This is a genomic window from Devosia sp. (genome assembly GCF_048261455.1).
Classification (GTDB): Bacteria; Pseudomonadota; Alphaproteobacteria; order Rhizobiales; family Devosiaceae; genus Devosia_A.
In genome coordinates, this window is the sequence record NZ_JBLXGA010000003.1 from 63,930 (window position 1) to 87,998 (window position 24,069).

Genomic DNA, 24,069 nt, shown 5'->3' on the forward strand with positions numbered 1-24,069 from the left:
ATGTCTATCATGCGAAAACTTGCCCCGCTCGCCGGCGCCGTGACCGCCCTGTGCATTGGTACAGTCGCCGCCAGCGCCGCACCTGCCTATTCCACCACCTCGCTGAACGTACGCTCCGGTCCCGGCACGGGATATCGGGTCGTTGATACCCTGCGCCCGGGTGAACCGGTCAATATCGAATATTGCCGTGGCAGCTGGTGCTTCGTGAACAAGGCCGGCCCCGACGGCTGGGCGTCCGCGACCTACCTGAGCCGGGGCCCCGTGGCAGATCGTTACGATCACTATGACCGGTACGATCGATATGATCGCTATGAACGCGACTACCCCCGCTACAACCGCTACCGCGGACCGCGACTGCCCTTCACCGGCTATCGCTACAGCGATCCGTCGGTCTGCTTCGGCTCCAACAACGCGCGTCTGTGTTTCGAGTAACGATGCCAGACTAACCCCGGCGCTCTTGCCCAGCATGAATGGCGTGCGTATCTAGGCGGCGCACGCCATTCGGATCCGACGTCATGAAGCCCAGACCCAACGCCAGATCGACCAAGATTGCAGGCACGCTCGTGACGCTTGGCTTGGGAACGATTTTTCTTGAGCGGTTCGGGCTCAGCGAGTGGCAGGGCAGCTCCGGCAGCGGCCATATCGACCCCACCCTGCTGTCCATTCTTGTGATTGTGCCGCTTATGCTGATCGGCGTCGGCTGCGTCATCTTCGTTGCGGGCCGGATCTTCCGCTTTTAGCGCTACTCGACCCGCAAACGCTCTGTATCGATCCCGCGCGCAATCAGCGGCTCGCGGATTCTCCGGCCAGCGAACTCATTGATGCCGTATAGCACCACTGCACCGGCAAGTAGCGCCAGTCCGAAACCACGCGTCCCCTCTGCAGTCGCCACCATGATGGCAGCGAAAAAACACGCCATACCGCCGGCCATCAGCAGCAGCCATTTGCGGTCGGACTGAACCTTGAGGTTGCGGGCGCTCGACATCAGCAGGTCCCGCAGTTCCAGATCGCTCATCGCGACCAGGTCAGCATTTGTGCCTTCTCGACGGATCGTCTGCATATAGGCCTCGACCCGGCGCGCCAGCACATCCTCGCGCTCGGCTTCGCGCCGTCCGCGCAGCAGAAAATTGCCCACCAGCGCCACCAGACCGATGACAAGCGCAATCTCGAGCAGGATGATCATGTGCCACGTCCCTTCCGAGAAACAATTGTGATCAGGAAATGTGTCCGCACGCTTGCCATTTCAAGGCATGCTGCGTTGTAGGGGAAGCCGGGCATTCGCAGCGGCACTTGGGGACACAGCATATGACCAGATATCTCATTCTTTACGTCGCAGGCGCGGTGATCTTTTTTGCCATCGACTTTTTGTGGCTGACTCTTTCGGTGAAGAGCATCTACCGCAGAGAAATCGGCGATCTGCTTCTGGATCAGCCAAACCTTGCCGTCGCTGCAGGGTTCTACCTTGTATATCTGGTAGGCGTCGTCGCCCTCGTTACCGCCCCGGCCGAAGGCGATGTTCTCAAGGCTCTGTGGATGGGGGCACTTTTCGGTCTCGTCGCCTACGGCACTTATGACCTCACCAACCTGTCGACGATGAAGGGGTTCACCCCCACCATCGCCATGATCGACATGGCCTGGGGCACTTTCCTCACCGCCATCACCTCGGCCGGCGCGGTATGGATCGCGGCACGCTTCGCCTGAGGTCAGTGCGGCGGAACATCGGTCTTTGACAGGCTGGGACCGGCGCTGCGCCCCTTGCGGGCCAGCCGCCGCTCCCGTGCCATCACGATCAGCCCCGCACTGACGACGATCAGCGCACCCAGCAGCGACACCGGGTCGATCAGATGACCGAACAGCGTATAGCTGAGCAGCACGGCCCAGGGCAGCGTCATGTAGTTGAACGGCTGCAGGACGCTGGCCGGTGCCTTGCCGAGCGCCACCATCATCAGGCCGTGCGCCGCCACCGAGGTCACACCAACGGTACCGATCAGCCACCAGTCCTCCACCCGCACCGGCGCCCAGAAGAACACGCCCACGGCGCTGGTCAGCACCAGCCCGACCATGCCGACATAGAGCATGCTCGTCGCGGTCGAATCCTCCGCCGATACCTTGCGCGTCAGCACCGTGTAGAGCGCATACAGCGCCGCCGACAGCATTGCATACAGCACCCCCGCGTCGAGTGGCAGCCCGCCCGGCCGCACGATCACCAGCGCACCGGCAAAGCCCAGTGCCACTGCACCGAGCCGGAACACCCCGACTTTCTCGCCGAGAATCGGGATCGCCAGCAGTGTCGTCAGCAGCGGATAGACCAGCGTGATGCCCTGCAGCTCGGCCAGCGGCACGCTCACCAGCGCATTAGCGAAAAACCAGATGTCGCCAACCAGGAGCACGCCACGCAAAATCTGCAGCCGCGGATGTGCCGAGCGAAAACCTGCCAAGAGCGGCCCTTGCCGCGCCGCCAGGACAATTGCGAACGCCGCGAACGCCCAGTAGCGGATCATCGCCAGCTGAAACGGCGAGTAGTCCTGCACGATCAGTTTCGCCAGCGCGTCCTGCACGCCAAAGATGACGGTCGCGACCAGCGCCAGCCCGATCCCCATCGCCACATTGTCGGCATTGCGACGCGGTTTGAGCAGTTCATTCATGGCGATGCGGTCTTTCGATACCGACGCCAATCCCCGCTGACGTCGCAACGCGTATAATCGTGATCCACCGAGACCGATAGACAGCGAGTTGCCAAATTGAAGACCGCGCCGGAAAACCCTATCTTTCACGCCGACTCATGACAGACACACACCCCCATACCAGCGGCCGGTCGGACAACTCCCCCGGTGTCGCCCTCGTCACCGGCGCCGCCGATCGTATCGGCGCGGCCATCGCACGGCGCCTCGCGGCTGAAGGCTGGGCCGTGCTGATCCACTACCGCAGTTCCGGCGACAAGGCCGATGCGCTGGCTGACGAAATCCGCGCTGCAGGTGGCAGGGCCGACAGCGTACAGGCCGATCTCGCCGATCGCGATCAGCGGCGTGGGCTGATCGCCGCCGCCGCCAGTCCTTTCGGGCCGCTGACGCTGCTGGTCAACAACGCCTCGATGTTTTCAAAGGACGCCGCGACCGATCTCGACGAAGCCCTGTGGGACGCGCATTTCGCCGTTCATGCCGAAGCTCCGGCTTTTCTGGCACGTGACTTTGCCGCGCAACTGCCCGATGGCAGTGCCGGCAATATCGTCAACATCATCGATGAACGCGTGCTCGACCTGTCGCCGGCCCATTTCAGCTACACTCTGTCGAAATCCGTGCTCTGGACCATGACACGCACCCTGGCGCAATCGATGGCGCCCCGCATTCGCGTCAATGCCATCGGCCCCGGCCCCGCCGTCGCGCCGCCAGGGGTGTCGCAGGCGGCGCACGACAAGCGCAATGCCGAACTGCCGCTCGGCGGCGCAGCTGGTGCCGAAGGCCTCGCCGATGGCGTCATGGCTATTCTGGGCCTCAACACCATGACCGGCCAGATGATCGCCCTCGATGGCGGCGAGCATCTCGAATGGCCGGAACGCCGTGGCCCGACCCCGAGGCAGCAATGACCGCTTCGCCTCCGGATGGCGCCGAAGTCATCCGCAATTTTGTGAAAACCCTGCCGACTGCACCGGGCGTCTATCGCATGTTCGATGAAGCGGGCGAGGTCATCTATGTCGGCAAGGCGCGCAACCTGAAGGCGCGCGTTACCAATTACACGCGCCCCGACGGGCTCGACATCCGCATCCGGCGGATGATCGCGGCCACCCGCAACATGGAGTTCGTCCGTACCGAGACCGAATCCGAAGCGCTGCTGCTCGAAGCCAATCTGATCAAGCGTCTGCGCCCGCGCTACAACGTGCTGCTGCGCGACGACAAGAGCTTTCCCTATATCCTCATCGCCACAGAACATGAGGCGCCCGAGCTCAAGAAGCATCGTGGCTCGCGCCGGGCCAAGGGCCACTACTTCGGTCCTTTCGCCTCTGCAGTCGCGGTCAAACGCACCATCAACTCGCTGCAGAAGGCCTTCCTGCTCCGCACCTGCTCGGACAGTTTTTATCGCGGCCGCACCCGGCCGTGCATGCTGCACCAGATCAAGCGCTGCGCCGGTCCCTGCACCGGCGAAATCTCGCTGACCGACTATGCTGAACTGGTGGAAGAGGCCCGCCAGTTCCTCTCCGGCAAATCGAAATCCGTGCAGGACCACCTCGCCACCGACATGAACTCGGCTGCCGAGGCACTTGATTTCGAGCGCGCCGCCCTGCTCCGCGACCGCCTGTCCGCGTTGGCGCTGATCCAGTCGGCAGGCGATGTCGCAGCAAAGACCGTGGAAGAAGCCGACGTCTTCGCCATCCATCAGGAAGCGGGCCAGTTCTGCGTGCAGGTCTTCTTTTTCCGGGCCTTCCAGAACTGGGGCAACCATGCCTTCCGGCCACGCGCCGACGCCAACCTGACCGAAGCCGAAGTGCTCGAGGCCTTCCTGTCGCAGTTTTACGAGGATCGCCAGCCGCCTCGCCTGGTGCTGCTGTCGCACGAGCTGTCGGAACCGGAGGTCATGGCGGAGTTTCTGGCCGGTCGTGCCGGCCACAAGGTGCGGGTGCAGACCCCGCAGCGCGGCGAGAAACGGGACCTCGTGGTCCATGCCCACAACAACGCCCGCGAGGCATTGGGCCGCCAGCTCGCCGAGGGCGCCACGCAGAAGACCCTGCTCGAGGGCGTCGCGAAGCTGTTCCAGCTCGACAAGCCGCCGCGCCGCATCGAAGTCTATGACAACTCCCATATTTCGGGCACCAACGCGGTCGGCGCCATGATCGTCGCGGGCGAGGAAGGGCTGTCGAAAAAGCACTACCGCACGTTCAACATCAAGAATTCCGAACTCACCCCGGGCGACGACTTTGGCATGATGCGCGAAGTGCTGACGCGCCGCTTCACCCGGCTGGCCAATGAGTCGCCGCTCGAGGCAGAGGACGAGCAAACCGGCATGCCGGACTGGCCCGATGTGGTCTTCATCGATGGTGGCGCCGGCCAGCTCAGCGCCGTGCGCGAGGTCATCGACGCACTCGACCTGCCGCGGCCGGTGACCTTCATCGGCATTGCCAAGGGCGAGGAACGCGATGCCGGGCGGGAAAAGTTCTTCATGGCCGGGCGCGAGGCCTTCATGCTGCCCCACCGCGATCCGGTGCTCTATTACGTGCAGCGTCTGCGCGACGAGTCCCACCGCTTCGCCATCGGCACGCACCGGGCCAAGCGCAAGAAGGACATGGTCAGCAATCCGCTCGACGAGATCGAGGGCATCGGCCCCACCCGCAAGCGCAACCTGCTGCAGCGCTTCGGGTCGGCCAAGGCGGTCAGCCGCGCGGCCCTCGCCGATCTATCCGCCGTGCCCGGCGTCTCAGACGCCTTGGCCCAGCAGATCTACGATCATTTCAACGGAAAATAAGCGGCCGCGCCGACTCGCAGACAAACAAAAGGCGCCTCACGGGCGCCTTCGTTCATCTCAGTCACTATGGGGTTCGATCAGAGGATCGAGCCACCGCGTGCAACCGTCTTGATCTGGTCGCGGGTGATGCCGAGATCGCGCAGCTGGATGCTATCGAGCTGCTGCAGCTCGCGCACGGTGCGCTGGTAGTTCACGTACTGGGTGATTTTCTGACGAATGTTCATTTGTAACTCCTCTAGGGCTTGGTTGAGCGTGTTATAACCACCCATACCCTACAGAGCTAGTAGTCTATGTTTGTAGCAGCCATGCGCCAGACGCATTCCGCATTAACTGACATTAGGTTCTCGTTAATCAATTTGCCGAATCGATGGGCAAACAGTCATGCGCGATTCGCACTTCTCGAGTCGCAAAGCCGAGAGAGAACGCCGATCTCTTAGGGCCTTTTGGGTAGGTGATCGGGCGGTCGTCACCACATGCAGATCGGCTGGCTGGCCAAGATTTTCCCGTCAATTGAAATCGTCGGACGTGACTCCGTTCTCGTCTTGGCGTAAAGAAATGCCCATGAACCTTCGCGCCGCCACCTTCTATTGGTACTTTAGCAACGGAAGCCGCTGGCAGCCGGAGGGACCCGTTTGATCTGAACGAACAAGCGAAACGACCCGAAAAGCCGCCAGACCACCTGGCGGCTTTTTCGTCGCCGGTGACCCAGATGAGGACCGACGACCATGCTCAAATCCACCGACGACCTGCGCATCACCGAACTGCGCGAATTGCGGACTCCCGAAGAGGTCATCCGCGAATACCCGCGCACCGACCCGGCGACCCACACCGTGCTCAGCGCCCGGCACGAGTTGCACAATATCATGTCCGGCCAGGACGATCGCCTCGCCGTCGTCGTGGGCCCCTGCTCCATCCACGATCCACAGGCCGCCCTCGAATATGCCCGCCGCCTCGCGGCAGAGCGCACCCGCCTGACCGACGACCTGCTGATCATCATGCGCGTTTATTTCGAGAAGCCGCGCACCACTGTCGGCTGGAAGGGCCTGATCAACGACCCCAATCTCGATGGCACCTTCGACATCGACAACGGCCTGCGCCTCGCGCGGTCCCTGCTTCTCGAGGTCAACAACATGGACCTCCCGGCGGGCTGCGAATTCCTCGACATGACGACGCCGCAGTATTTCGCCGATCTCGTCGCCTGGGGCGCCATCGGCGCGCGCACCACCGAGAGTCAGGTGCACCGGGAGTTGGCGAGCGGCCTGTCCTCCCCCGTCGGCTTCAAGAACGGCACCGATGGCAATGTGAAAATCGCCCTCGACGCGGTGAAGTCGGCCAGCCAGCCGCATCATTTCCTCGCCGTCACCAAGTCGGGCCGCTCGGCCATCGCCAAGACCACCGGCAACGCCGATTGCCACATCATTCTGCGTGGCGGGAGCCAGGCCACCAATTACGACGCCGAGAGCGTCGACACTGCCTGCAAAGCCGCCGAGAAAGCCGGCATCCGCCCGGCCATCATGGTTGACGCCAGCCATGCCAACTCGTCCAAACGCCCCGAAAACCAGCCGCTGGTGCTCCGCGATGTCGCCGGTCAGATCGCCGCCGGCGATCGCCGCATCTTCGGCGTCATGGCCGAGTCCAATCTTGTGGCCGGGCGGCAGGATCTCGTCGCGGGCCATGACCTCGTCTATGGCCAGTCGATCACCGACGGCTGCATCGACTGGGAGACCACCGTCACCGTTCTCGACGAACTGGCGCAAGCCGTTCGCGATCGCCGTGTCGCGACAGGTCAGCTCGTCGCCTGATCACTGCGCCCGGCAGCTTACCTGCCGGGCGCCCGAGCGTTGCAAAATTTCACCTGTCGCGGCTCCGAGCGAGATTTTCGCTTGCTATTGGCGGCACATCTTCCATGGATCGCAGCAACACGTCGCGGTCCTACGCCGACCGCGCCTTGACCCTACCGCCATCATAGGATTGGCTCGAACCATGCAAGTGCCTCCGCCATTTCTGATGCTCCCGAACCAGCTCACCATCGGTCGCATTGTGGCCATCCCGGTGATCTGCCTGCTTGTCGTCATCGACTGGGACTGGCTGCGCTGGCTCGCCCTGCTGCTCTACATCGCGGCGGCAATTACCGACTGGCTCGATGGCTTTCTCGCCCGCCGCATGCATCTCAACTCCGCCCTCGGCAAGATGCTCGACCCGATTGCCGACAAGCTGCTCGTCGGCGCTCTGCTGGTCACGCTGGCCTGGACACATGACCTCAACGGCTGGGACCTGATTCCGGCCATCGCCATCCTTATGCGCGAAATCTTCATCCCCGGTCTCCGCGAGTATCTGGGGGGCCGCGCAATCGATGTGCCGGTGACCCGTCTCGCCAAATGGAAGACCACCGTGCAGCTCGTCGCACTGGCACTGGTGATGGCCGCCCCCATGCTGCTCGGCCTGGCCTTCATCAGCCACGTTGCGCTCTGGCTCGCGGCGATCCTGACCGTCTGGACCGGCTGGGAATATCTGCGTTCGACCTGGCCGCACCTTGCAGGCCCCGAGCTATGAAGATCAAATACTTCGCCTGGCTGCGCGAGCGGCTGAATCGCGACGAGGAAGATGTCGACCTGCCCGCGGAGGTCGTCACCATCGGCGACCTGATTCACTGGCTCAAGTCTCGCGACGAAGCCGCTGACCTCGCAATGCAAAAGCCGGAATTAATCAAGGCTGCGCTTGATACCACGATCGTGCCGCACAGCGCCGAGATCGGCAGTGCGAAGGTCGTCGCCCTCTTCCCCCCGATGACCGGCGGCTAGCATGTCCGTTCGTCTCGGCACCGCGCTGTTCGATCCAGGACTCGAAACCAACCGCTTCATCGCGGAGAATGCCGGTGCCGGCGCAGCGGTAACTTTTACCGGCTTGGTGCGCTCGCACCCCGATGATCCCATCACCGGCCTCTTCCTCGAGACCTATCCCCTGCTGGCAGAGACCCAGATTGACGCCGCCATTGCCGAGGCCGTTGTTCGCTTCGGGCTGATCAAGGCCAGCGTCATTCACCGGCACGGCACACTCGCGCCCGGCGAGCCCATCGTGCAGGTCATGACTCTCGCGCCACACCGTCGCGCCGCCTTCGAGGGGGCAGAATTCCTGATGGATTATCTTAAGACCGATGCCCCCTTCTGGAAGAAGGAGCAGACCGCCACCGGTGCGCGCTGGGTCGACGCCAAGCGCAGCGACGACGACGCCCGGGACCGCTGGAACAAGGAACACCCATGAACGCCACCGATCACACACACCTGGTCCGCGCCGTCGACCTCGCCGAGACGGGGCTTGAGCTCGGCCATGACCCGTTCGGCTCTGTACTTGTCTCTGCCGACGGCGACGTCCTGTTCGAGGATCACAACCGCATCGGCAGCGGCGACAGCACCCGCCATCCCGAATTCGCCATTGCGCAGTGGGCCGCGGCCAATCTGACCCCGGAACAGCGCGCCAAGGCCACCGTCTATACCTCGGGAGAACACTGCCCAATGTGCGCCGCCGCCCACGGCTGGGTCGGGCTTGGTCGCATCGTCTATGCCAGCTCTTCTGAACAGTTTGGTCAATGGCTCGGCGAATTCGGCGCCGGTCCGCAATCGGTCCGCCGCCTCGCCATAACCGACGTCCTCGTCAATCCCGATGCCGACGGCCCCGACCTTACGCTCGCCGATCGCATCCGCGAGTTGCACGCGCGCCGCGCCAAAGATGGCGGCTACGGCCTCACCAAAGACTGAGCGCGAAGACGAAAACGCCCCGCCGGTCGGGCGAGGCGTTGCAGGTTTTTCTTAGCCGCGAAACTTACTCGGCTGCGACCTTCTTGGGCGTCACCGCTTCGGTATAGGCATTGATCAAGGCCGTGCAGGCAGCTGCCGGCTTGAAGCGATACTCGCCGATCTCGCTCACCGGTGTCACTTCGGCGGCTGTGCCAGTCAGGAAGCACTCGTCGAAATCCGACAGCTCTTCCGGCTTGATGTAGCGTTCGATCACCTTGTAGCCGCGCTCCTTGGCGAGCCCGATCAGCGTCTGACGGGTGATACCATTGAGGATGCAGTCCGGGATCGGCGTGTGGATTTCGTCGCCCTTGACGAAGAACACATTGGCGCCCGTCGCCTCGGCAACCAAGCCGCGGTAATCCAGCATCAGCGCATCGGAATAGCCGTTCGCCATGGCCGCGTCCTTGGAGAGCGTGCAGATCATGTAAAGACCCGCGGCCTTGGCCGAGCACGGAATGGTCTCCGGGCTGGGACGCTTCCACTTGCTCCATTCCAGCCGGATGCCCTTGAGCTTTTCCTCGACCGAGAAGTAGCTCGGCCAGACCCAGGCTGCGATGGCGAGGTGAACGGTATTGTTGCGCGCCGGCACCGAAAGCTCTTCCGAACCGCGCCACGCAACAGGACGCATATATGCGTCGACGAGATCGTTCTTTGCCAGCACCTGCCGGCAGGCTTCATCGATCTCGTCCGCGCTGAAGGGAATGGTGAAATCCAGCGTCTTGCCGCTGCGGATCAACCGATCCGTATGCTCGCGCAACTTGAACACTTCGCCGCCATAGGCCCGCTGACCCTCGAACACACTGGTTGCATAGTGCAGTCCGTGCGTCAGCACGTGCAGCTTGGCGTCCTTCCACGGGACCATTTCGCCATCGAACCAGATCCAGCCGTCGCGCTGGTCCATCGGCAGTGCCATCGGAATATCTCCCACTCGTCGCATGCGGCCTGTACCGGTCGCGTTATTCGCCATGTTATTCTTGAGCGCAATCCTGCCTCAGCCGGTAGCCCTTGGCAAACCGGAATGGCTCTGGGATAAGGCGGAAAGGCATTCTTCGATTGGATGATGATGGCACCGACCCAGATAAATGTCAACAAGGCTGACATAAATTTGGCTGCCGTCGAATCCGGACTGCCGCTCGACGTGATGGGGCTGTTCTTTTTCGCCTATCGCGACTTCGTCGGCGACGCGGATTCCCTGCTCGAACGCCAGGGCTTTGGCCGCGCGCATCACCGAGTGCTCTATTTCGTCAATCTCAAGCCGGGCATGCCGGTGGCAGATCTGCTGGATATTCTGAAGATCACCAAGCAGAGCCTCGCTCGCGTGCTGCGCCAGCTCATCGACAGCGGCTATGTCGAGCAGCGCACCGGCAAGTCCGACCGACGCCAGCGTCTGCTGTACGCCACGCACAAGGGACGCGAGCTCTTCCAGGTGCTTTCGGCGACACAGACGAGCCGCATCGATGCCGCTTTCGCCGCCCTGCCGGCAAATGCGCGCCAGACCGTGCTGCAGTTCTTCGTGGGAATGATCGAGCCGGAAGATCGCCCTCTGCTCGATCGGTTGAAACTCACCGAGCGCGTCTGAACTGGCTCAGACCTTGCCGAGTTCTTCTGAGCGGCGCCGCGCCGCTTCAACGGCCTTGTCGAGCAGCGGCTCCAGCCCGCCCGGCCCCATCAACACAGCCAGAGCTGCCGCTGTCGTCCCATTGGGCGAGGTGACGTTTTCGCGCAATTGCGCCGCAGGGCTCGAATCTGCCTCCAGCAAGGCCGCAGCACCGATGATGGTCCCCCGGGCGAGCCGCATGGCTTCGTCGGCACCCAAACCTTGCCGCGCTCCGGCCGCCGCCAAGGCCTCGACGAAATGGAAAATATAGGCAGGGCCCGATCCGGACACCGCCGTGACGGCGTCGAGTGCTGCTTCGTCCTCGAACCACATGACATCGCCGCCGGTCTTCAGCAGCGCATCGGCAACCGCACGATCATCCTCGCCGATATCGAGACCAACCGCCCCGATCATGCCCTTGCCGAGCTGCGCCGGCGTATTCGGCATGGTCCGTACGACGCGATCGGTCATCAGGCCTTCAGACAAACCCACCAGCGGAATGCCGGCCGCAACCGACAGCACCAGCGTATGCGGCCCTACGGCGGGCTTGATATCGACCATGACGTCGTAGATTACCTGCGGTTTGACCGCGAGCACCAGCACATGGGTCAGGACGCCCAGCGGCGAATCGAGCAGTTGCACACCATGCTTAACGGCAAACTGAAGCGCTGGCTCGCCGGGGTTCGGATCGCATAGCACCAGACGCTCGGGCGGCAGCCCGCCGGCGATCCAGCCCTTGGCCAGCGCCAGACCCATCTTGCCGGCGCCGACCAGAACAACGGGCCCAATATCTGAGAGTTTCAAGCTTCGCCTACTGTCTCGAACATCACCTGACCGAGCGCTTCCCCAGCGCTCTTGCCGGCCCATATCACGAACTGGAACGCCTGATAGTAGGAATCGCAGCTGTCCGTAGCCGAGCGCAGCAGCGCCTCGCACTGTTGCGGCGACACTTCCGCACCACCGGTCAGCAGATGCGAATTGCGGAACAGCACCACCCCTTCATGCGTCCACATGTCGAAATGGCCGATCCACAACTGCTCGTTGATCATGCTGATCAGCAGCTTGATCTCGTTGCGCCGCGCATCGGGCACTTTTAGGTCGAAAGCGGCTGCGATGTGCAAGGATTCGAGATCTTCCATCCAGTTGAACGAGACATGATAGTCCGACCAGTGCCCCCGAACCGAAATTGAAATTTCGTCGGCGTCTTGCCGCTCAAAGTTCCAGTCGTTGATAGATGCAATATGCTCGATGATATCCACCGGATGGATCGTGCGATCCGGTTCATATTCGAGAAGCTGTGCCATTGGCTGCGTGTCCCACTGGGCGATACGAATGAAAAGGGCCAGGCCGTCAAATGCGACCAATACGCGGTACTCGAAAGAACTGCCGCATGCGAAGCGCCTACGAATCGTCCTGTTGGATCAACCTATCCGGGCGGCACGATTCTCGGCACCACACTGCCGAGCGCATCCAAGGCTTTCTTTTGTGGATGATTTGGCCGGAAGGGTTAACAGCTTCTTAAGTTCGCGAGTCTGTCCCCAGTCTTGGCTGCGCAATATTGGGACAACTGCAGCTGAGCACCCTGACCGCGACATATTGGTCACGCGGGATGAGTCAGCGGGAATTGTGAAGCAGATGAGGGCGCTCAGAGCGCCCAGGGCAAGGACCAGCCGCTACGCACTGAGTCGGCCCAGGTCGGATAGCCGTGATCGAGCGCCTGGTGCGCAGCCGCTTCGTTGTCATAAGGCACCGCGATCAGGCTGGACCGCCAGCCATGTGTCATTTTCTCGATGATCGCGTAGTGAGCCGCCGGAGAACCGATGGCCAATGGCATGCCGACACTGCCGGGATTGACCACAAGCCGGCCATCACCGAGCCGCAGGCTGCGCGCAATATGCGTGTGGCCGCACAGCAGCACCTCTGCCTCGACTCCCTCGGCTTCACGCGTGATGCTTTCCTGCGAGCGATAAAAGGCTTTGCCGTCGTCATCGATGCCGGTGAGCCACAGCACCATGTCGCTTGAGGGGGTGCCGTGACAGAGAAAGACGTCGCCGACACGCCCCGTCGCCGGGATGCCGGCCAGCCAGTCCTTCTGCGCCGCACTGAGCGCGTTCCGCGCCAACACGTCGATCTCCCAATCGTCCTTGCGGCCGTTGACGATGAACCGATCGTGATTGCCACGCACGGACTGCAGATCCAGCGCCATGAGCCGATCGGCAACACCGGCCGGATCATAGGGTCCGCTCAGGAAGTCGCCGAGCGCGACAGTCTGATCGACGCCCTGCCCGGCAATATCCTCGAGCACGGCATCGAGCGCATGCAGATTGCCGTGGACGTCGGAAAGGACGGCCAGCTTCACTCGGCAGCCTTGCCAGACTTCGGCTTGAGATCGGCCATTTCGTCCTGAAGTGCCTTGATCTCGAGGCTCTGTGCCTGGACCAGCTCGCGCAGCGCGTCGTAATCCTCGCGCTTGACGAGGTCCATATCGGCGATCAACCGCTCGAGCTGCGACTTCACCACCGTCTCAATTTCCCGCCGCACGCCGTCCGCAACGCCCGCCGCGTTGTTCATCAGCTTGCCCAGCTCATCGAACATTCTGTTGCCCTGGCTCATCGCAAATCCTCTCTCGCGTCCGCTGCCGCATCGCTCGTTTCGCCGATACTTAGGCCCACCAGTCCGCCTTGACCAGAGCCAGCCGATGCCTAAAACGTCACGCACCCAGCCGGAGCAAGCGACTTGCCCTTTCCCGATATCGACCCGATCGCTTTCGCCATCGGTCCATTTGCCGTTCGTTGGTATGCTCTGGCCTATCTCGCGGGGGTCGGGCTCGGGGCCGCCTATGGCCATCTGCTGCTCAGCCGGCCGAAGCTGTGGCACGACGACCGCCCACCCTTCGCCCCCGGTGCAATCTGGGATTTCGCCTTCTGGGCAGTGATCGGCATCGTCCTTGGCGGCCGCATTGGCTACGTGCTGTTCTACAACCTACCCTACTACGCTGCGCATCCGCTGGAGATATTTGCCCTGTGGGATGGCGGCATGAGCTATCACGGCGGCATGCTCGGCATCATGCTGGCGATGGCGCTGTTTACCCGGCACTTGGGAGGCAATGTCCTGTCGTCTTTCGACCTGCTCGGCGCCATCGGCACCATCGGGCTGTTTCTCGGCCGCATCTCCAATTTCGTGAACGGCGAACTCTATGGCGCGCCCACCGACCTGCCCTGGGGGGTCGTGTTCCCGACCGCTGGCGATGGCATTCCGCGCCATCCGACCCAGCTCTATGAGGCAGCACTCGAAGGCATCGCCCTCTTCGTCCTGATCGCTGTCGCCACCCATGTCTTCAAAGCCCTGCGCCGTCCTGGACTCGTCGCCGGCCTGTTCGGGATCGGCTATGCGCTCAGCCGCATTTTTGTCGAGTTCTACCGCCTCCCTGACGTGCAGATCGGCTATCTCTACGGTGGTTGGCTGACCATGGGCATGGTGCTGAGCCTGCCGATCCTCATCGCCGGCATAGGCCTTGTTTTCTACTCTCTCCGCCGGAGCCAACTTGCATGACCGAGGACCGCTCGCTCGACGAGATCATCCGCTCTGAAATTCGCCAGTCGGGCCCGATGCCTGTCTGGCAATACATGACCCTGGCGCTCGGCCATCGCCGCCACGGCTATTACACCTCCGGCGATCCGCTCGGCGCCCGCGGCGATTTCACCACCGCGCCCGAGATCAGCCAGATGTTCGGCGAGCTGCTGGGGTTCTTCATCGTCAACCTGTGGCAGCAGGCGGGCGAGCCACAAAGCTTCACCCTGTTAGAGTTGGGACCTGGCCGCGGCACGCTGATGTCCGACATGCTCCGGGTCACGGCGCGCGCCGAAGGCTTTCACGATGCACTGCACCTGCACCTGTTCGAGTCGAACCCGGACCTGCGCGCGCAGCAGGCCGAACGCCTCGGCACATACCATCCGTACTGGAACGAGAGCATCACCGAGGTCTCCGAGGATGACCCGCTGTTCGTCGTCGCCAACGAGTTCTTCGACGCTTTGCCGATCAACCAGTATGTCCGCAGGGACGACGGCTGGCACGAGCGCCAGATCGGCATCGACCCCGACAATGCGCTGACCTGGGGCCTGTCGCCGACACCGATCCCTTTCGAGAACATGCCCCCCGAGGTGCACTCGGCACAGACCGGCGAGGTCTTCGAGGACAACCGCCAGTCGGCCCTCATCGTCGCCCAGCTCTCGCAGCGGATCGCCAACCAGGGCGGCGCCCTGCTGGCCGTCGACTATGGCTATGAGACGAGCCAGACTGGCGAGACGCTGCAGGCCGTGCGCAAGCACGGCTTCGCCGACCCACTCGTCGATCCTGGCGCTGCAGACCTGTCGGCCCATGTCGACTTCGGTGCTCTGCGCAAGGCCGCTGAGGCGGGCGGTCTGAGCGTTGCGCCACTGGCGACACAGCGTGATTTTCTGGGAGATCTCGGCATTGTCGAGCGCGCCTCGGCGCTCGCCCGCGCCAATCCCGACCAGCTCGACTCGATTGCCGCCGCGTTGAAGCGCCTGACAGATCCTGCGGAAATGGGTACGCTGTTCAAGGTCTTCTGCGCACACCCGGACAGCCTTGAACCGATCGGATTTGGCTCATGAGCATCGAATTCGCGACAAGCCGGCCGCTGGACCGGCTGGACGGCATCCGCCACGGCTTCTTCGGCCGGCGCGGCGGTAGTTCGACCGGTGACTACGCCTCGCTTAACATCTCGGAACTGTCCGACGACAAGCCGATTCATGTTGCGAACAATCGCGAGCAAATCGCTGGTGTGCTTGGCTTTTCGCTCGATAACCTCGCAGCCATTCATCAGGTTCACTCGGCCGACGTGCTGCACATCACTGGGCCGCTGGGCGCCCATCGGCCGCAAGCAGATGGCATGGTCTCCAATACGCCCGGCATCGCCCTCGCTATCTCGACGGCAGACTGCACGCCGGTCCTTCTGGCCGATGCCGAGGCACGAGTCATCGGCGCCTGCCACGCGGGCTGGAAGGGCGCCATAGATGGCATCGCCACTGCTACGGTCGATGCCATGGTGGCCCTCGGCGCCAGGCCGGAGCGGATCATCGCTGCCATCGGCCCGACCATTTCTGGCGCCAACTACGAGGTCGGCCCCGAGTTCGCCCGCAACCTGCTCAAACTTCACCCCGACGCCGCGAACCGGCTCTGGATCCCAGAGGGCTCGGATCGCGAGCATTTCGATCTTCCCGGCTTCGTCTTCGACCAATTGATGGCTGCGGATGTCGGCCTCGTCGATGATCTCGATATCTGCACCTATGCCGCGCCCAAGGCCTATTTCTCGCACCGTTTCGCGACGCATCGCGGCACTTTGACGGGACGGCAGTTCAGCGTCATCGGCCTCGCCTGACAGAATTCCTTCACCTGATCGTCATGTGGCGCATTGCGCGGCCGGTGATGGCAAGTTAAGACCCGCCCATACACGCCAGCCCCATGTCCCCGGCCCACTCGGATAACGCTCGTGAAACTCGTCACCGGTAATTCAAACCCCGCGCTGGCCGAGGCCGTCGCGAGCTACCTTGAGATTCCCCTGACCGACTGCACGGTCAAGCGGTTCAACGACAAGGAAATCTTCGTCGAGATCCATGAGAACGTTCGCGGCGAGGACGTCTTCATCCTTCAGTCGACCTCCTATCCGGCCAATGACAACCTGATGGAGCTGCTCATCCTGTCGGATGCGCTGCGCCGCTCGTCGGCCCGTCGCATCACGGCCGTTGTTCCATATTTCGGCTACGCTCGGCAGGATCGCAAATCCGCATCCCGCACACCCATATCGGCCAAGCTTGTTGCCAACCTGATCACCGAGGCCGGCGTCAACCGTGTCGTGACACTCGACCTGCACGCCGCCCAGATCCAGGGGTTCTTCGACATCCCCACGGACAATCTCTATGGCGCGCCCGTCATGGTGCGTGACATTCGCAAGAACTATTCCAACGGCAACCTGATGATCGTTTCGCCCGACGTGGGCGGTGTGGCGCGGGCGCGGGCCACGGCCCAGCGCATCGGCGCCGATCTTGCGATCGTCGATAAGCGCCGTCCGCGCGCCGGTGTGTCCGAAGTGATGAACATCATCGGCGACGTGGCTGGGCATGCCTGCATCCTCATCGACGATATCGTCGATTCCGGTGGCACCTTGGTGAACGCGGCCGAAGCGCTTCTCGCCGCGGGTGCCACCGAGGTCAGCGCCTACATCACCCACGGGGTGTTGTCCGAGGGCGCTGCAGAACGCATCGCCTCCAGCAAGCTCAAGGAACTGGTGATCACCGACTCGATCGTCGAGACCGAGGCAACCAAGGCTGCCGGCAACATTCGCACGGTGTCCATCGCCCCGCTGCTGGGCGAAGCCATCGCCCGCACCGCCAGCGAACAGAGCGTCTCCAGCCTGCTCAGCTGATCGAGGGGGTGCAGAACCCGGCGCTTTGGGCTATCTCAGGCTCAACGCAACCAAGTTGGTCCCCATGAGCGAAGCCGTCGTTATCCTGCCGCCCCCCGCCGACCTGCCCGATTTTGCCCGGCACAGCGTCAACCTCGCCTCTGCCGGTCTCGGCGCTGAAGCCATCTTCGCTTCCGACGATTTCTTCGCCGAAGTCGGCCGCATGCTGGCCGACAAGACGCCCGAGTTCTTCCCTGACCGCTATGACGACCACGGCAAGTGGATGGACGGCTGGGAAAGCCGGCGCAAGCGCGAAGCCGGCCACGACTATGCCGTCGTGCGGCTGGCGACGTCCGGCGTCATCAAGGGCTTCGATCTCGACACCTCGCATTTCACCGGCAATTACCCCCCGGCGGCGCGCATCGAAGCCTGCAACGTCAAGGGGGAGCCAGGCGACGGCACGCATTGGACGGAGATTCTGCCGCTGACGCCGCTCGGGCCGTCGCAGCACCACTTCTTCGCCTCGACTTCCGAGAGCGTTTTTACCCACGTGCGGCTCCACATCTATCCGGATGGCGGCATCGCCCGGCTGCGGGTCTATGGCGAACCCCACATCGACGAACTGGCGATCGGCGACCAGACCATCGATCTGGCCTCCGGCCTAAACGGGGGTCGCGTCGTTGCCTATTCCGATGCGCACTATGGCGCCTTCCACCGTCTGCTGGCGCCCGGCCGTGGTGTCGACATGGGCGATGGCTGGGAAACCCGCCGCCGTCGCGTCCCCGGCAATGACTGGATCATCATCGCGCTCGGTGCCCGCGGCATCGTCGAGCGGATCGAGCTCGACACGGCGCATTACAAGGGCAATTACCCCGACAAGGCATCAATTGTTGCGTCCGACCTCGGCCGTGGCCTCAATGCCCTCACCGATGCCGTGGTCACCTCGGCGATGTTCTGGCCGGAACTGCTTTCGCAGCAAAAGCTGAGCGCCGACGCGATCCATACCTTCGAGACCGTCACTGCGCTGGGCCCGGTGACCCATATCCGGCTCAACATCTTTCCCGATGGGGGCATCTCGCGGGTCCGGATCTGGGGCAAGCTGGCGCCGTGAACGCCAAACATCAACAAGCGCCGGTAGTGGCTTGAGATGACTCGCACGATCGTAACGCAGCCGCTGACGCCAGAGGCCTTCGCACCCTACGGGCAGGTCATCACGACGACAGGCGCCGAACTGCGCCTCATCAATCAGGGCATGACCCAACGCTTCCACGATCTGGCGAAGATCGAGCTCGGCGGGAATAATTTTCGGCCGCTCATCTCACTGTTTCGCGGCAAGCCCTATACGCTGCCCCTGAGCCTCACCATGGTCGAGCGGCACCCTCTCGGCAGCCAGGCCTTCTTTCCGCTTTCGGATCGTCCTTACCTCTCGATCGTCGCACCGGATGATGACGGCATACCAGGTGAACCGCTTAGCTTCCTCGTGCCCCCTGGCACTGGCGTCAACATCGCCATGAATACCTGGCACGGCGTCCTCACCCCACTCGGCGACAGCGAAGCCGACTTCCTCGTCGTCGACCGCGGCGGCGACGGCGACAATCTTGAAGAACACCACTTCACGACGCCGTGGACGGTTGTCGCAGGGAACTGACTCACCGCGCCCCTGCACCTGCCAGAGTTGACGGGACTGCCGGCTAAGGTCACCGTCCGACTCGCAACCGGAGGGGGCCGATGGACACGCCAGAACTGCTATCTCGATTGCTCGAGGTCATTGAGCAAGATCTCGTGCCGTTGACGCAGAACGGCGTCGCCGGCGGAAATAAGCTGTTCGGCGCCGCGATCCTGCGCAAATCCGATCTATCGACCATTATCGCCGAAACCAACAACGAGACCGAGAACCCGCTGTGGCATGGGGAAATCCACGCCATAAAGCGCTTCTACGAACTGCCCGCCGATGCACGCCCGGCCCCAGCCGACTGCATTTTTCTCGCCACCCACGAGCCGTGCTCGCTCTGCCTTTCCGGCATCACCTGGGGCGGCTTCGACAATTTCTATTACCTGTTCAGCTACGAGGACACGCGCGACAGCTTCGACATCCCGCACGACATCCGCATTCTGCGCGAAGTCTATGCGGTGCCGGACCCGGATCGCACTGTAGCCGCGGAGACGCGTCCGCTCTACAATAGACATAACGCATTCTTCGACGCGCACAGCGTCCAGGCGATGATTGCCGGCCTCGATCGTACCAGCAAGGAAAGCCTCGTCGGTCGTGTCGACGCGCTAGCTGCCGTCTATGGCGGACTTTCCGCCAACTACCAGCGGACAAAAGGTAACAGGGGTATACCGCTTAGCTAGTCCGATCGTGAACCAAGCTCCCCACCGAGCGTTCTGACTCGGGGAGACCATCAGGAGCATTTGATGTCAGACTTCATGAATCCACAGTCCGGGGACCCTGTTCCGCCTCTGGCACTGTTTCTGGATTTCGACGGCACACTTGTCGACCTTGCGCCGACACCGGATGGCATTACCGTGCCACCCGAACTCATCAGTGAAATTCGATCCGCTCGCGAAGCCTTTGGTGGCGCGGTAGCGGTCGTGAGCGGCAGGGCCATTGCCGATCTCGACCGCTACCTGCCCGACCGCCTGGCAATCGCCGGCGGGCATGGCACCGAGCGTCGCGGCGCCGATGGCAGCCTCGAGGCCTCCTCAGACGACATCGGGTCTGCGGCCGTTACCATCGCCGACCAGGTCGCCGACTTCGTCGACGCTCACGAGGGGCTGATGATGGAGCGCAAGAGTGCCGCTGTTGCCCTGCACTATCGCCATGCGCCGGATTTGCGGGAAGAGTGCATCGCGCGCCTGACCGAGGCTGCTACGAGCGTCGGCTTCGGCATCGTCGACGGCAAGATGGTCGTCGAGGCGCGCCCGAGTACCATCAGCAAGGGCTCGGCTGTCAGAGCATTCATGCAGGAAACACCGTTCAAGGGCCGACTGCCCGTCTTCATCGGCGATGACACGACGGATGAAGACGGCTTCGCAGCCGCTCAGGAGCTGAACGGAATCGGCATGAAGGTAGGCGAAGGGGAGACAGTGGCCAAGCTACGAACTCCGGATGTCGAGTCTGTCAGAGCAATCATTCGCGGTCTTGTGGACCGATACGGCGCGGGCGCCGCTGCCCCGGAGGTAATGTAACACCCCATGTCCAAGCTCATCGTCGTTTCAAACCGTACACCCTCAAAGACCGCAGCCGCCGGCGGACTTGCGGTTGCGCTTCAAGCGGCTCTCGCCGACCGAGAAGGGTTCTGGTTCGGCTGGTCGGGTGAGTTCGTCACCAAGCCGACCACGGAGATCACCTTCCGCGATGTCGGAGATATCAAGGTTGGTGGCATTGGCCTGACCAAGCAGGATTTCAATGCCTACTACGCGGGCTACTCCAATCGCATCCTGTGGCCTTCCTTCCATCTGCGGCTGGATCTCGCCCATTTCGACAACTCTTGGTACGAAGGTTATCGCAGCGTCAACGCGCAGTTCGCAGCAGCGCTGATGCCGCACCTCGAGCCCGAAGATACGATCTGGGTGCACGATTATCATCTGATCCCATTGGCAGAAGAGCTGCGCCGACTGGGGGCGGAAAATCGTATCGGCTATTATCTGCACATCCCCTTCCCGACCCCGGATGCGCTGTTCGCCGTGCCGCATCATGAAGAACTCCTGCACGACCTGTCTCGTTACGACCTGATTGGGGTACAGGCCCATCGTGATGTCGCTGCGCTGCGAGAAGCCATCGACCACGCGGTGCCGCCTGCCTTCGGAGGGGCGACCCGCCGCCCGGCGGATTTCTCGAATACGCAGATCGCTGCGTTCCCCATAGGCTCGGACCCCGAGGCATTCGCAAAACTGGCAACGGGCGCCGCGGCCAACAAGATGGCGAACCGGCTACGCACCAGCCTGCGCGGCAACGATCTGATCATGGGTGTCGACCGGCTCGACTATTCGAAGGGTCTGCCGCAGCGTCTCGAAGCGTATGAGAAGTTGCTCGTCTACAACGCCAACCTGCGTCGCAAGGTCCACATGCTGCAGGTCGCGCCGCCGTCGCGAGATATGATCAGCGAATATCGCGATACGTCCGATACGGTCGACGCGATCTGCGGTCGAGTCATGGGCAGGTTCTCCGAACCCGACTGGCAGCCACTGACCTATGTGAAGCGCCCCTATGGCCAGGCGAGCCTTGCCGGCATCTACCGGCTCGCCAAGGTCGGCCTCGTCACCCCGCTACGCGACGGCATGAATCTTGTCGGGCACGAATACGTGGCAGCGCAGGATCCGGAGAACCCGGGCGTATTGGTGCTGTCCCGCTTCGCAGGTGCAGCCGAGATCTTCGCCGACGCGATTCAGGTGAACCCGTTCGATACGGATGAAACCGCCGAGGCGATGCGTGTCGCACTGGAAATGTCCCTGGATGAGCGCAAGGCGCGCTGGCAGACGCTGTTCGCCGCCGCCACCAAGCACAATATCCACAGCTGGGGGACGGACTACCTCAAGGCGCTCATGGCTCGGGAAGAGCGCGAGACGTCCAAGGACGAAAGCCCGCACAAGGACCGCAAGATCGCCTCCTGAGACGCCCTGCGGATCGTCTCAGGCGATAAGAACGAGACTGGCGGCGACGAAGGCCAACACGGCCAGCGCCGCTGCCATTAATACAAAGAGCGCGATCTGGTAGCCGATAGCCGGCGATGAGTTGCGCGCTGCATCTGTCGACCTGGACGACATTACTCAGCCAGTTCTGAAACTACCACAATGGCCTCGGCTTCGACTGGCATGCTGGCAGCCGCGAGGGTGAGCGTGCCCATGGCAGTCATAAACAGTGCGAACAGCGAAACTTTCAGCATTTTTCTAGCCCCTGATCGGCCGACGGCCGTTTGTTTTTACTGGGGCAAGAATGCGGCAACCCGCTTGAACGTTCCCGGACTCAAGCATTTAGCTGCCGTTCATAATCCGAAACTGTCGAGCTGTGCCCGGGCGACAACGTAAGGCGCGCGGGCCCTGAACCCGCAATGCGAAAGGGCGGCTCCGTGAGCCGCCCCTTGCAATGACAGTCTATGATCTCAGCAGATCACGCGGAAGCCGACGACGACTCGCGCTTGCTCCGTGACGCATCCCGCTGCTTCTTGTTCCAGCGCTGTTTCGGCGGGCGGGCTCCGCTCGGGCCGACTTCACCGGTCTTGCGCTCCCACCATGCGGGGCCTTCGGCTCCAGCGGGACGGGCTGCAGCGGGCTTCCCACCATTGCCATTGCCACGACGGCCATCGACGATTGCCGCCTTCTTGGCGCCGGAGAAATGCTTGCCGGCGCGGGCCTGCTTGCGCTGCGGATTGGGCCGATCCGACTCGGGCTTCGGCGGCCGGCGCGACGAGCGCGGGTCGGCAGTCTCGACCTCACCGCCATTGCCCTTCAGCTCGCCGGAGACCGGCAAGGTCCGCCGGATCAGGCGCTCGACATCGCGCAACTTGCTGCGCTCGGTGCCGTCACACAGGGTAATGGCAACACCGGAAGCGCCGTTTCGCGCGGTTCGGCCGATACGGTGCACGTAGTTCTCGGGATCATCCGGCAATTCGTAATTTATGACATGGGTGACGTCCGTCACGTCGATGCCGCGCGCCGCAATGTCGGTGGCGACGAGAATGCGGACCTTGCCGCTGGCAAAGCCCTTGAGGGCAGCCTGGCGCGCATTGTTGGACTTGTTGCCGTGAATCGCCGCGGCGTCGAACCCGTCGATGCCGAGGTTCTTGGTCACCCGATCGGCGCCATGCTTGGTACGTGCAAACAGAATGACGCGGCTCAGCGCCGGATCCTTGAGCAGACCGTTGAGAACGGAACGCTTTTCCTTTGATCCGGAGAGGATCACTCGCTGTTCGATCGTCCCGACGGTCTGCGCCGCAGGATTGGCCTCGACACGGACCGGATCATTCAGCAGGCCCTTGGCCAGCGATGCGATCTCCGGGGCCATCGTGGCCGAGAACATCACGGTCTGACGCCGCGGGCCGATCGCGGCAGCAATGGCCTTCACCGCGCCGACAAAGCCCATGTCTAGCATGCGGTCGGCCTCGTCGAGCACCAGCCAGCGCGTTTCGTTCAGACGCAGCTTGCGGTCATCGACGATGTCCTTCAGGCGGCCGGGCGTGGCGACAACGACATCGACGCCGCGCGCGATCTTCTGGATCTGGCCGCTGCGCGAAGCGCCGCCCAGCACCAGCACCGTGCTCAGGCGATTGCCGGACAGCTTGCGCAGGACTTCGTCGATCTGCACCGCGAGCTCACGGGTCGGCGCGAGGATCAGAGCCCGGGTGGTCATCGGGGTGGGACGCCCCTGCAACTGGGCAATGCCGGCAATGATCGGTAGTCCGAATGCAGCGGTCTTGCCCGAGCCTGTCTGGGCGATGCCGATGACATCGCGACGTTCGAGCTGGGGCGGGATTGCCTTTGCCTGGATGGGCGTAGGCGTGGTGAAGCCGGCGGCATCAAGCGCGCTGACGAGCTGCGCATTCAGGCCGAGTTCGGCAAACGTGTTGGTCAAATTCATAACTTTCCATGGCTGCGCCGGGCCAATCGGCGCGCATTATCCGCGTGGCGCAAAGCGCGCCGACAAGCGGATATGGTTTCTCTGCAATGGCGACAGGGATTGCCGCGCGGTTGCGATACATCCCGAGCACATGCTCAGGGCACTTCGCCGCTCACCGCTTGTGGCCGATAAGAAGGAAGTCCATCACCATATTTGCGCGCAGGTGCCTCACTGAGGTCAGCTC

29 protein-coding genes are annotated in these 24,069 nt (G+C 62.8%); 20 read left to right on the plus strand and 9 right to left on the minus strand.

Annotation, left to right across the window (positions count from 1 at the left end; genetic code table 11):
- Both ACN0TK_RS04225 and ACN0TK_RS04230 read left to right on the plus strand, forming a co-directional pair.
- On the plus strand, positions 1 to 432 hold a 432-nt coding region (locus ACN0TK_RS04225), incomplete at its 5' end, for an SH3 domain-containing protein (protein WP_417308204.1).
- An 83-nt stretch (positions 433 to 515) separates the two neighbouring features.
- A complete protein-coding gene (locus ACN0TK_RS04230) occupies positions 516 to 740 on the plus strand; it encodes a hypothetical protein (protein ID WP_417308205.1) in 225 nt (74 codons plus the stop codon).
- Between the two features lie 2 nt (positions 741 to 742).
- Here ACN0TK_RS04230 and ACN0TK_RS04235 read toward each other — a convergent pair whose 3' ends face one another.
- The gene (locus ACN0TK_RS04235; protein WP_417308206.1) at positions 743 to 1,183 is read right to left on the minus strand and encodes a hypothetical protein; all 441 of its coding nucleotides are present in this window, start codon (positions 1,181 to 1,183) and stop codon (positions 743 to 745) included.
- Positions 1,184 to 1,305: 122 nt separating this feature from the next.
- On the opposite strand from ACN0TK_RS04235, the gene ACN0TK_RS04240 reads away from it, so the two are divergent.
- Entirely contained in the window at positions 1,306 to 1,701 is a 396-nt protein-coding gene (locus ACN0TK_RS04240; protein WP_417308207.1) for a DUF2177 family protein, read from the plus strand.
- A 2-nt stretch (positions 1,702 to 1,703) separates the two neighbouring features.
- On the opposite strand, the gene ACN0TK_RS04245 is transcribed toward ACN0TK_RS04240, so the two are convergent.
- A complete protein-coding gene (locus tag ACN0TK_RS04245; RefSeq protein ID WP_417308208.1) occupies positions 1,704 to 2,645 on the minus strand; it encodes a DMT family transporter in 942 nt (313 codons plus the stop codon).
- 137 nt (positions 2,646 to 2,782) lie between these two features.
- On the opposite strand from ACN0TK_RS04245, the gene ACN0TK_RS04250 reads away from it, so the two are divergent.
- Together ACN0TK_RS04250 and uvrC are read left to right on the plus strand one after the other, a co-directional pair.
- Entirely contained in the window at positions 2,783 to 3,583 is an 801-nt protein-coding gene (locus ACN0TK_RS04250; protein WP_417308209.1) for an SDR family oxidoreductase, read from the plus strand.
- The gene (gene uvrC / locus ACN0TK_RS04255) at positions 3,544 to 5,454 is read left to right on the plus strand and encodes an excinuclease ABC subunit UvrC (protein WP_417308210.1); all 1,911 of its coding nucleotides are present in this window, start codon (positions 3,544 to 3,546) and stop codon (positions 5,452 to 5,454) included. Before ACN0TK_RS04250 ends, uvrC begins: the two co-directional genes overlap by 40 nt.
- Before the next feature lie 77 nt (positions 5,455 to 5,531).
- On the opposite strand, the gene ACN0TK_RS04260 is transcribed toward uvrC, so the two are convergent.
- A complete protein-coding gene (locus tag ACN0TK_RS04260; RefSeq protein ID WP_417308211.1) occupies positions 5,532 to 5,678 on the minus strand; it encodes a DUF1127 domain-containing protein in 147 nt (48 codons plus the stop codon).
- Between the two features lie 501 nt (positions 5,679 to 6,179).
- Here ACN0TK_RS04260 and ACN0TK_RS04265 point away from each other — a divergent pair.
- The 5 genes from ACN0TK_RS04265 (at position 6,180) to ACN0TK_RS04285 (ending at position 9,209) form a co-directional block, all read left to right on the plus strand.
- Entirely contained in the window at positions 6,180 to 7,256 is a 1,077-nt protein-coding gene (locus tag ACN0TK_RS04265; RefSeq protein WP_417308212.1) for a 3-deoxy-7-phosphoheptulonate synthase, read from the plus strand.
- Between the two features lie 181 nt (positions 7,257 to 7,437).
- Positions 7,438 to 8,007: a CDP-diacylglycerol--glycerol-3-phosphate 3-phosphatidyltransferase gene (pgsA, locus tag ACN0TK_RS04270; protein WP_417308213.1), complete on the plus strand. Its 570-nt coding sequence runs from the start codon at positions 7,438 to 7,440 to the stop codon at positions 8,005 to 8,007.
- Entirely contained in the window at positions 8,004 to 8,255 is a 252-nt protein-coding gene (moaD, locus tag ACN0TK_RS04275; RefSeq protein WP_417308214.1) for a molybdopterin converting factor subunit 1, read from the plus strand. The genes pgsA and moaD overlap by 4 nt, the downstream gene beginning before the upstream one ends.
- A 1-nt stretch (position 8,256) precedes the next feature.
- A complete protein-coding gene (locus ACN0TK_RS04280; protein WP_417308215.1) occupies positions 8,257 to 8,715 on the plus strand; it encodes a molybdenum cofactor biosynthesis protein MoaE in 459 nt (152 codons plus the stop codon).
- On the plus strand, positions 8,712 to 9,209 hold the full coding sequence (locus ACN0TK_RS04285) for a nucleoside deaminase (RefSeq protein WP_417308216.1): 498 nt from the start codon (positions 8,712 to 8,714) through the stop codon (positions 9,207 to 9,209). The genes ACN0TK_RS04280 and ACN0TK_RS04285 overlap by 4 nt, the downstream gene beginning before the upstream one ends.
- Positions 9,210 to 9,273: 64 nt before the next feature.
- On the opposite strand, the gene ACN0TK_RS04290 is transcribed toward ACN0TK_RS04285, so the two are convergent.
- Positions 9,274 to 10,161 carry a branched-chain amino acid aminotransferase gene (locus ACN0TK_RS04290; protein ID WP_417308217.1) on the minus strand — a complete coding sequence of 296 codons (888 nt, stop codon included), beginning with the start codon at positions 10,159 to 10,161 and terminating at the stop codon, positions 9,274 to 9,276.
- Positions 10,162 to 10,353: 192 nt separating this feature from the next.
- Here ACN0TK_RS04290 and ACN0TK_RS04295 point away from each other — a divergent pair, with 192 nt between their 5' ends.
- A complete protein-coding gene (locus ACN0TK_RS04295) occupies positions 10,354 to 10,827 on the plus strand; it encodes a MarR family winged helix-turn-helix transcriptional regulator (RefSeq protein ID WP_417308218.1) in 474 nt (157 codons plus the stop codon).
- Between the two features lie 6 nt (positions 10,828 to 10,833).
- Here the strand turns inward: ACN0TK_RS04295 and proC are convergent, their stop codons facing one another.
- The 4 genes from proC to ACN0TK_RS04315 form a co-directional block, all read right to left on the minus strand.
- Positions 10,834 to 11,649 carry a pyrroline-5-carboxylate reductase gene (proC, locus tag ACN0TK_RS04300; RefSeq protein WP_417308219.1) on the minus strand — a complete coding sequence of 272 codons (816 nt, stop codon included), beginning with the start codon at positions 11,647 to 11,649 and terminating at the stop codon, positions 10,834 to 10,836.
- On the minus strand, positions 11,646 to 12,149 hold the full coding sequence (locus ACN0TK_RS04305) for a YbjN domain-containing protein (RefSeq protein ID WP_417308220.1): 504 nt from the start codon (positions 12,147 to 12,149) through the stop codon (positions 11,646 to 11,648). The genes proC and ACN0TK_RS04305 overlap by 4 nt, the downstream gene beginning before the upstream one ends.
- 341 nt (positions 12,150 to 12,490) lie before the next feature.
- Complete coding sequence (locus ACN0TK_RS04310; RefSeq protein ID WP_417308221.1) at positions 12,491 to 13,204, minus strand: metallophosphoesterase family protein; 714 nt, start codon at positions 13,202 to 13,204, stop codon at positions 12,491 to 12,493.
- Positions 13,201 to 13,440: an accessory factor UbiK family protein gene (locus ACN0TK_RS04315; RefSeq protein WP_417308222.1), complete on the minus strand. Its 240-nt coding sequence runs from the start codon at positions 13,438 to 13,440 to the stop codon at positions 13,201 to 13,203. Before ACN0TK_RS04315 ends, ACN0TK_RS04310 begins: the two co-directional genes overlap by 4 nt.
- Positions 13,441 to 13,581: 141 nt before the next feature.
- On the opposite strand from ACN0TK_RS04315, the gene lgt reads away from it, so the two are divergent.
- The 9 genes from lgt to ACN0TK_RS04360 all read left to right on the plus strand — a co-directional run bounded on the left by lgt (position 13,582) and on the right by ACN0TK_RS04360 (position 21,883).
- Positions 13,582 to 14,397, plus strand: coding sequence for a prolipoprotein diacylglyceryl transferase (gene lgt, locus ACN0TK_RS04320; RefSeq protein ID WP_417308223.1), 816 nt, complete (start codon positions 13,582 to 13,584; stop codon positions 14,395 to 14,397).
- Entirely contained in the window at positions 14,394 to 15,479 is a 1,086-nt protein-coding gene (locus ACN0TK_RS04325) for a class I SAM-dependent methyltransferase (RefSeq protein WP_417308224.1), read from the plus strand. The genes lgt and ACN0TK_RS04325 overlap by 4 nt, the downstream gene beginning before the upstream one ends.
- Complete coding sequence (gene pgeF / locus ACN0TK_RS04330; RefSeq protein ID WP_417308225.1) at positions 15,476 to 16,246, plus strand: peptidoglycan editing factor PgeF; 771 nt, start codon at positions 15,476 to 15,478, stop codon at positions 16,244 to 16,246. The genes ACN0TK_RS04325 and pgeF overlap by 4 nt, the downstream gene beginning before the upstream one ends.
- 111 nt (positions 16,247 to 16,357) lie before the next feature.
- Positions 16,358 to 17,290, plus strand: a complete 933-nt coding sequence (locus tag ACN0TK_RS04335; protein WP_417308226.1) for a ribose-phosphate pyrophosphokinase — start codon at positions 16,358 to 16,360, stop codon at positions 17,288 to 17,290.
- Positions 17,291 to 17,354: 64 nt separating this feature from the next.
- Positions 17,355 to 18,380 (plus strand): allantoicase, encoded by a 1,026-nt coding sequence (alc, locus tag ACN0TK_RS04340; RefSeq protein WP_417308227.1) that lies wholly within the window; start codon positions 17,355 to 17,357, stop codon positions 18,378 to 18,380.
- Between the two features lie 36 nt (positions 18,381 to 18,416).
- Complete coding sequence (locus tag ACN0TK_RS04345; RefSeq protein WP_417308228.1) at positions 18,417 to 18,917, plus strand: ureidoglycolate lyase; 501 nt, start codon at positions 18,417 to 18,419, stop codon at positions 18,915 to 18,917.
- Between the two features lie 80 nt (positions 18,918 to 18,997).
- Complete coding sequence (locus tag ACN0TK_RS04350) at positions 18,998 to 19,621, plus strand: nucleoside deaminase (protein ID WP_417308229.1); 624 nt, start codon at positions 18,998 to 19,000, stop codon at positions 19,619 to 19,621.
- A gap of 63 nt (positions 19,622 to 19,684) precedes the next feature.
- Positions 19,685 to 20,458, plus strand: coding sequence for a trehalose-phosphatase (gene otsB / locus ACN0TK_RS04355; protein WP_417308230.1), 774 nt, complete (start codon positions 19,685 to 19,687; stop codon positions 20,456 to 20,458).
- 6 nt (positions 20,459 to 20,464) lie between these two features.
- Positions 20,465 to 21,883, plus strand: a complete 1,419-nt coding sequence (locus ACN0TK_RS04360; RefSeq protein ID WP_417308231.1) for an alpha,alpha-trehalose-phosphate synthase (UDP-forming) — start codon at positions 20,465 to 20,467, stop codon at positions 21,881 to 21,883.
- Positions 21,884 to 22,379: 496 nt separating this feature from the next.
- Here the strand turns inward: ACN0TK_RS04360 and ACN0TK_RS04365 are convergent, their stop codons facing one another.
- Positions 22,380 to 23,846 (minus strand): DEAD/DEAH box helicase, encoded by a 1,467-nt coding sequence (locus tag ACN0TK_RS04365; protein WP_417308232.1) that lies wholly within the window; start codon positions 23,844 to 23,846, stop codon positions 22,380 to 22,382.
- Positions 23,847 to 24,069 lie beyond the last annotated feature (223 nt).